Annotated in this window: 7 protein-coding genes; 2 read left to right on the top strand and 5 right to left on the bottom strand. The window is 44.1% G+C overall.

What is annotated here, in order from left to right; translation table 11 throughout:
• Both ACTQ16_RS16270 and ACTQ16_RS16265 read right to left on the bottom strand, forming a co-directional pair.
• Positions 1-228, bottom strand: a 228-nt coding sequence (locus ACTQ16_RS16270; RefSeq protein WP_441938478.1) for an ATP-binding cassette domain-containing protein, incomplete at its 3' end; no start/stop codon positions are given.
• A 238-nt stretch (positions 229-466) separates the two neighbouring features.
• Entirely contained in the window at positions 467-673 is a 207-nt protein-coding gene (locus ACTQ16_RS16265; RefSeq protein WP_441938477.1) for a hypothetical protein, read from the bottom strand.
• Between the two features lie 374 nt (positions 674-1047).
• On the opposite strand from ACTQ16_RS16265, the gene ACTQ16_RS16260 reads away from it, so the two are divergent.
• Complete coding sequence (locus ACTQ16_RS16260) at positions 1048-1410, top strand: BlaI/MecI/CopY family transcriptional regulator (RefSeq protein ID WP_441938476.1); 363 nt, start codon at positions 1048-1050, stop codon at positions 1408-1410.
• Between the two features lie 77 nt (positions 1411-1487).
• Positions 1488-2933, top strand: a complete 1446-nt coding sequence (locus ACTQ16_RS16255) for a TonB family protein (protein ID WP_441938475.1) — start codon at positions 1488-1490, stop codon at positions 2931-2933.
• Between the two features lie 250 nt (positions 2934-3183).
• Here the strand turns inward: ACTQ16_RS16255 and ACTQ16_RS16250 are convergent, their stop codons facing one another.
• The 3 genes from ACTQ16_RS16250 to ACTQ16_RS16240 all read right to left on the bottom strand — a co-directional run.
• Positions 3184-4215 (bottom strand): CNNM domain-containing protein, encoded by a 1032-nt coding sequence (locus tag ACTQ16_RS16250; protein WP_441938474.1) that lies wholly within the window; start codon positions 4213-4215, stop codon positions 3184-3186.
• 399 nt (positions 4216-4614) lie between these two features.
• Positions 4615-6999, bottom strand: coding sequence for a beta-L-arabinofuranosidase domain-containing protein (locus ACTQ16_RS16245; protein WP_441938472.1), 2385 nt, complete (start codon positions 6997-6999; stop codon positions 4615-4617).
• 105 nt (positions 7000-7104) lie between these two features.
• Positions 7105-7469 (bottom strand): carbohydrate-binding protein (locus tag ACTQ16_RS16240; RefSeq protein WP_441938471.1); only part of this gene is annotated, 365 nt, incomplete at its 5' end.

Here is a 7469-nt window from a genome sequence, read left to right as displayed (position 1 = left end):
GAAATCGCTCAGTTTCTTGGTGCTGAGGCTGCGCACATCAATGCCGTCCACCTCTATGCTGCCACTATCTGGCTTGTCGAGGGTACCGATAATCTGGAGAAGAGTGGTCTTGCCGGCACCACTAGGTCCGACGATACTTACCACCTCACCCTTGTCAATATGCAGGTCGATGCCCTTAAGTACCTGCAGGGAGCCGAAGCTCTTGGTTATACCTTTTATATCAATCATTTTCTTATTCAAAATTATTTTGCAGGCAAAATTAAGCAAAATAATTGGAACAGCCTAATTTTGAGAGGTAAAAAGAAATAAGGAATGATATAAAAAAGCAAAACGAGCCTTATTCCTAGGAATAAAGCCCGTTTCTGTGTTGTTTTCTATAAATAGATGCATTATTTCAACCCGTCGGCATCGCCGGTGGTCTTCAATCCGTTGCTCTTTTCGCGAGGAGTGATATTCACTTTCTTCGCTATGGTGTTCTCGATAAGGTTGGCATCGAATGCCGTCTTCTTGTCGGTGCAGGTGACTCGTGAACTGATGCAGCAAGCGCCTTCCATGCCTTGTCCATCGCTTTCTGATAGGTGGCTCTAGGAAGAATGCCCTGCTGAACCCCCCATTCGATGAAATACTTGCGGTCGCCCATTTCCTGGATATGGAAGTGCTTGCGATACCACATAATGGTTGTTTTGTTGCGTTATTAATTTCTCTTGCAAAGATAATGCAAACGAGCGCAATGTAAGCTTGCTTACAAATTGCCGAGTGCAGCTTATCTTATGCAAAGATAAATAAAACAATTAGTTTTTGATATGTGATATTGTACAAACTTATGTGTTCTCGTATATTATTATATATTGGTTCTTTTTATATGTAATCTACGATAAACTCGTAACAATATATGTTTTAGTATTACGAAAAGCTCGTAAAACGTTAAAATATAGCTGAATTTATGTTTTTTAACGTAGATTGTTTTGTGTTTATACGAAAAGTTCGTAGATTTGCAGCGTGATTTAGAAACAAGAATGTTGAATTTAAAAGAATAAAGATAGAAATATGGAAAAGCTGACGAATCAGGAAGAAGATATTATGCTTCGGATATGGCGATTGGGACGATGTGCCGTGAAACAGATTATGGAACTGTTGCCAGAACCTCGTCCACCTTATACTACAGTGGCTTCTATTGTGAACAATCTGAAGCGCAAGGCATATGTCAAGGCGGAGCGGGATGGTAAGGGGTATGTCTATTCTCCACTCATTGCCGAGAGCGATTACAAGCGGAAGTTCCTGTCGGGTTTCGTGAACAATTACTTCAAGAATTCCTTCAAGGAAATGGTTTCCTTCTTTGCCAAAGACGAGAAAATCAGTCCCGAGGACCTCAAGGATATCATCCGTGAAATTGAGAGTTCGGAAGAATGACTCGAGAACTTTGAAGAATAAATCAAGCTTTCGGAAGAATAATTATTAAGTTCATTTCAAACAAAAATCGAAACTGTATGGCAATATATCTTATAAAAATCAATGTAGCCCTGATGCTCCTTTATGGATTTTATCGCCTCACGGTGAGCCGCGATACTTTCTTCGGTCTTCGCCGCCTTACCCTCTGGCTCATTTATGCCGTTGCCCTGATGGTTCCGGCACTCAATCTGGAATATTGGGTGCGCGATACACCAACGATGGCGAGTATGGCGAATGTATATGCCGACACGTTTTATCCCGTGGTGGTTGTAAAGGCTCAGGCTCCCAGCATAACCTGGATAGATATGCTGCTGGGTATCTATTGGGCAGGAGTTGTCGTTCTCTCATTGCGTTTGGTATGGCAGCTCTTCAGCATCATCCGCCTTGCGGTTATTTCCCGGAAGCAGGAGGTGGAAGGCATTACGGTACATCTTCTCAGAGGCGAGGGGAGTCCGTTCTCCTTCTTCCGCTGGGTGTTTATGTATCCATCTACCCTGGAAGGCAAGCAGTTGCACGAAGTGATGGTTCACGAGTGCACCCATGTTTCGGGTCTCCATTCCCTGGATACCCTCTTCTCCGAGCTTTTCTCCATCGCCTGCTGGTTTAATCCGTTTGCCTGGCTGATGAAGCGGGAAGTAAGAATGAATTTGGAATATTTAGCCGATGAAAGTGTATTATCTGATGGCAACGCGCGCAAATCCTATCAGTATCACCTTCTAGGTTTGGCATATCGACAGCCGAATGAATCGACCAAGATTGCCAATAATTTTAATTTATTACCTCTTAAAAAAAGAATTAAAATGATGAACAAACGTAGAACCAGTGAAATAGGCAAGGCGAAGTACCTCCTTTTCGCACCTTTAGCAGGAGCGTTGCTTATGGTGAGCAACATCGAGAGTGTGGCTCGTGAGATTGGCGAGCAGATTCCGGAAGTAGCCGAGGTTCAGCAGAAGGCTGAGCAGGCTCTGAATGCTGATGTGGTTGTGGCGAATCCGACGGCTGAAGAAGCAAAAGCTGCCGCAGAAGCCAAAAAGGCAGAAGAAGCTAAGGCTGCTGAATTGGCAAAGTCGGAAGCTGAACAGAAGGCGGAAGCAAAGGCTTCTGATGCGACAGCCCCAGCCGATACAACCAAGAATGTGGTTTATGACGTAACAGAGACATTGCCGCAATTTCCTGGTGGTCAGGGAGTAATGATGAAGTATCTGGCTGCAAACATCAAGTATCCGGCTTCCGCCGTCAAGGCCAAAAAGCAGGGCCGTGTGATTGTAACCTTTATCATTCAGAAGGATGGTAGCGTTGCCAAAGCCCGAATTGCAAGATCTGTAGATCCAGAACTGGATGCCGAAGCTTTGAGAATTGTGAAGGCGATGCCTAACTGGACTCCTGGTACACAGGATGGTAAACCGGTAAACGTAAAATATACCATCCCTGTTGTATTCTCTCTTCAGAAAGATGTAACCCCAGGGAAGAAAGAAGTAAAATAGAATATCAATTTCGGGTTATAAAACAACTCAATAAAAAAGAGCATAAATCTCAACTCAATAAAAAAGACCATAAATCTCATCTCAGCGATAGGGTATGTATTCTCTATTGCCATGTAGAATGAAAAGGGCGGTTTTCTTGCGTGATGCAAGAAGCCGCCGTATGCGGAACCGCATGTACGGTGGTGTGAGAGGTCGGTAAACATGAAAATAGGAGATAAACACCTATGATTAGTGTTTACCTCCTACTCGATTACTTCATTTTCTGCATCATCAGGCGTGATTTTTCCTTAGCCAAGGCTTGCATATCCACGGCAACATCGTCTTCATCTACGATTTCCACGCCCGTCATTGTTTCTATCACATCCTCCATGGAAACTACGCCGCGAAGGCATCCGTATTCATCTACAATAATGGAGATGTGCTCTCGCTTTTCCAACATCTTTTCCCAAATCTGATATATCGATTCATCCTCGTTGAAGGAAAGAATCGGGCGCATCAGCTCGGATAATCGGGTTTGAAATTCATCGTCTGAAACCGATTTGAGAACCACATCCTTCAGAACGTAGCCCACGATGTAGTCCTTATTGTTATCATATACAGGAATGCGTGAGAAATTCCACTCCTTCAGTTCGTAAAACTCCTTGGTGGTTAGATGCATATTAGCAGATTCTACCACGATGGATGGTGTCATCACCTCTTTTGCCTTAACTCCAGCCAGACGGATGCAGCTCTTGATGATCTTGCTTTCCGATTCACGGAAGATGCCTTCTGTGGTTCCTACATCTACCATGGCCGAAACCTCTTCGCGGCTCATGGAAGCCTGGTGGCTCTTAGGCGTGAATACCTTTGTGATAAGTTCTGAGAGCAGTACCAGAGGGTAGGTGATGAAGATGAGTACCCGGATGATCTTGGTGGATGGCATTGCCAGCGAGCGCCAGTAAGAAGCACCGATGGTCTTCGGGATGATTTCTGAAAGCACCAGAATCAGCAAGGTGAGAATGGCGGAAATGATACCGAAGTATTCTTCGCCAAAGAGTTTGATAGACTCGGCACCCACGCCGGCAGAGCCGATGGTGTGGGCGATGGTGTTGAGCGAAAGAATGGCACCCACAGGGCGATCTACGTTGTTTTTATACTGTTTCAACAACGAGGCAGTCTTGTTGCCTTGATTCTCCTTCATCGAGATAAACGACATCGGAGTAGAAAGTAGCACCGCCTCCAGGACGGAGCATAAAAAGGATAGTGACAGAGCACCTAAAAAATATAATATGATTAAACCCATGTAATTTTTAATTCGTTAATAATATGTTATCTCAAACAAGATAGGTATTATTTCCGAAGACTGCAGTTGAGAATGTAATGGGGTACATTACATCTGTTTTGATTCGATATGATCGTATTGGTAAATATCATCACAATTATATTCTATTTTTCTGCAAAGATATGGATAAAACTATGAACCTGATGTTATTTTGTTGAATATTAGTGTGTTTTAATATGTTTTTAGTAAATATTTGTAAAGGATGTGTTGAAAAATGCCGGAAAAAGCCCCATTCCAGGGCTGTTCCGGCATCATTTATCTATATTCAGAAAATTTATCTTACAACACATTCTCTACTCAAGATTGAGGTACTTACCCCATTCTTGAGTCGAATATATGCTAACATATACTTTTCTACAATTAATGCTTCACAAGTCTCACACCATAAATCTGTCCAACTTGCTTGCCCTTATGAGCCACAAACTTCACTCTTATTTCCTTCTTGCCCTTAACAAACTCTGAAGGAATGGCATAATCAACGGTCTTAAACTGTGTAGTACGCCAGCGATGACTGTTGTTCACGCTGCAAAGCAACTTGTCGTTGACATAAATATCAAACTCACTTGTACGCCACTCATCCTGTCCCCAGAACTTAAGCTGAAGGCTAAGATTAGTCTCTCCCTTGGTCTGCATCAGATAGCTGAAATAATGACCATCCTCTGCATCACGGAAGAAGATACCTTCTGTATTACCCTTGCTCGAATCATCTGTCTCCATACGATGGTCGGTCTCCGGCTGTTGTTCTCCAGGGCTCACCTTATCCACAGTTCTAGCTTCCAAAGCCTGACGGGCTTTTTCTTCATCAGCCAACTTCTGCATATAAGCCTTGTAATCATTCTCGCCGAGTGCCAACCAATACATCATATATCGAGAATCATGAATCTCGAAGAATGGCTGCAGTTCACCATTGATAACATTCTCCATGTGGGTGGCGAGTTTGAAATGCAAAGGTTTATCTGGGATAGGCTTCAAGTCCTTGGCGATGTCATTCAGATGCTTAGGCAGAAGGATAGGAGCCTTGTCGAGCGGCAACTTCATACCAGCAGCATATTGTCCGAAACGACTATCGTCAGCTATGAGCGAACGCATATCCTCTGTGCCACTCTTCATGCCGAGCAAAATAGGACCATACATGATGGCTACATATTGAGGAACATTGATCATCGGCTTGATAGAAGCATGCATAGGCATGGAGATTTCGACCTGGTCACCTTTCTTCCACTTGCGCTTGATACAAACGAAACCATTCTCTTCATAGCAGTCAACGACAAAGCCTACTCCCTTCACTGTAAAGTTATCACACCATAAAGGTTTGCGAATCTTCAAGGTGAAGACACCTTTTCCCTTAGTTACCTCTATGTTAGATGTCTCAGCGTATGGGAAAGCTGTCTGTTGGCGAAGCACCATCTTCCGTTCCTTCCAGTTCAATTCGGAAGCCACGAAGAGATTCACATAAAGCGCATCATCCTCAGTCTTCATCCCCTTGTCGTGCGTCCAGATAAACTGTCCATACTTGCCATGGTCTTCCATACCTGTTCCCACGCAACACCACATTGCCTTGTTAGGTGCAGAATAATTGCGATAATGACGAGGACGAGCAGAGGTGAAATACACATAGCCTCCATGTTCTGGGTGCTGGGCAGAGAGAATGTGATTGAATATCGCCGTCTCATAGAAATCGCCATACATACCTTGATGGTTGACACGGTTCAAATCCTCGGTCAACTTCAACATATTATAGGTATTACAAGTCTCTGGTCCGTCGATATCGTTGACATAGTCTATGCAAGTTTCCTTAGTTGGGAAATGCTCACGACGGCTGTTTCCACCCAAAGCGAGCGAACGTTGGCGAGTCACTATTTCCCAGAAATACTCACTGGCATTATGATATTGCATATCATGTGCTAACTCTGCAATGCGTTGGTATCCGATAACCTTAGGAATCTGCGTGTTGGCATGCATATTGTCGAGACAATCCTTACCATTCTCCATCGGAGCAAGCAACTGTTTGTGAGAGAAGCGACGAGCACAACTCAAATATTTCGCATCATAGGTGATGGCATAGGCATCGGCAAGCACCTCGTTCATGCCACCATGCTCATTGCCTAACATTTGCTCCATCTGCTCATCACTCAAGTCTGCGGTGATATCTATAGCCCAGTCACAGAACTTCAGAAAGAGGTTTTTCGCCTGTTCTTTTCCGCAATAGAGCCATGCATCACGAAGACCTGCATACATTTTATGAATGTTATAGAAAGGTGCCCACGTACCGAAGTAAGGTCCGAAATCTCCTTTACTGAAAGCCGTCCACATCTTGGCACTATTCGGAACACCACCGATATAATTATGGCACCAAGCTTCAGGACGCTGATTGTTGGCTTCAAGCACCAGCTGGAGTTCGGATATCATATATTCCATGCGCTTGCGGCACTCCTCATTGCCTGTGGCCGCATTGATGGCAAGGGCCGACAGGTAATGTCCGCCCACATGTCCGTCCAGTCCATCCCAGTTGGGATAAGAAGGTTTGCGAGGTTGCAAGCCTGCCTCCTTGCGATACGGGGCCAGCATGCGGTCGCAATCATATTTCAGGAGCACCTTCACGTTCAAGTCGCGAGCATGCTTCAATGGTCCGTCCAGAAGGATGATGTCTCCCAGCGGGAACTCATCCTTATAAAGTTTATCTTGCGCCACAACACCCAAGGCTGGAGCTATGCTCAACAGAGCAATTATCAGTTGTTTCTTCATTTTTTGATATTTTTTCTATTTAAATTCTTAATAAAAGTGTATATGCGGACAATTACATTTAGCTTATGGCTTTCAATGAAAAAACACTTCTTTTAATGTTTTTTCTTACTCACTAAACTTCCACCAATCCAGGAAGAAGAGGTTCTGCTTCTGGATGTCGCCTCCCTTAAAGACGAAGTAGAGATCATGAACACTCTTTACCTTCTTCACCTGAGTAGAGAAGGTTTTGTATTCATCCTTGGTGTTCTTGATATCCACCTTGCCGATGCACTGGCCGTTAACCCCATCAAGACGGATTTCGATGCAGCCGCCAAACATGTGGCAAGAGGCAGAAACCTCAAACTTACTTGCACCCTTCTTGAAGTCAACACCCTTCACGAGGATATACTCATCCTCATCAATATTCGTAACCACCTGGTTCCATCTGTCCTTCTGCGCCCATTCGTTCTTAGGCTGCGTCTTCAATCCAT

It is taken from the genome of Prevotella sp. LCP21S3_D2, from assembly GCF_052118345.1.
GTDB lineage: Bacteria > Bacteroidota > Bacteroidia > Bacteroidales > Bacteroidaceae > Prevotella.
This window is presented reverse-complemented; position numbering and strand designations above follow the sequence as displayed.

Bases quoted from the DNA above. Each gene is read 5' to 3' on its own strand.
- ACTQ16_RS16245 (WP_441938472.1), bottom strand. From the start codon at position 6,999: ATGAAGAAACAACTGATAATTGCTCTGTTGAGCATAGCTCCAGCCTTG.
- ACTQ16_RS16260 (WP_441938476.1), top strand. From the start codon at position 1,048: ATGGAAAAGCTGACGAATCAGGAAGAAGATATTATGCTTCGGATATGG.
- ACTQ16_RS16265 (WP_441938477.1), bottom strand. From the start codon at position 673: ATGTGGTATCGCAAGCACTTCCATATCCAGGAAATGGGCGACCGCAAG.
- ACTQ16_RS16250 (WP_441938474.1), bottom strand. From the start codon at position 4,215: ATGGGTTTAATCATATTATATTTTTTAGGTGCTCTGTCACTATCCTTT.
- ACTQ16_RS16255 (WP_441938475.1), top strand. From the start codon at position 1,488: ATGGCAATATATCTTATAAAAATCAATGTAGCCCTGATGCTCCTTTAT.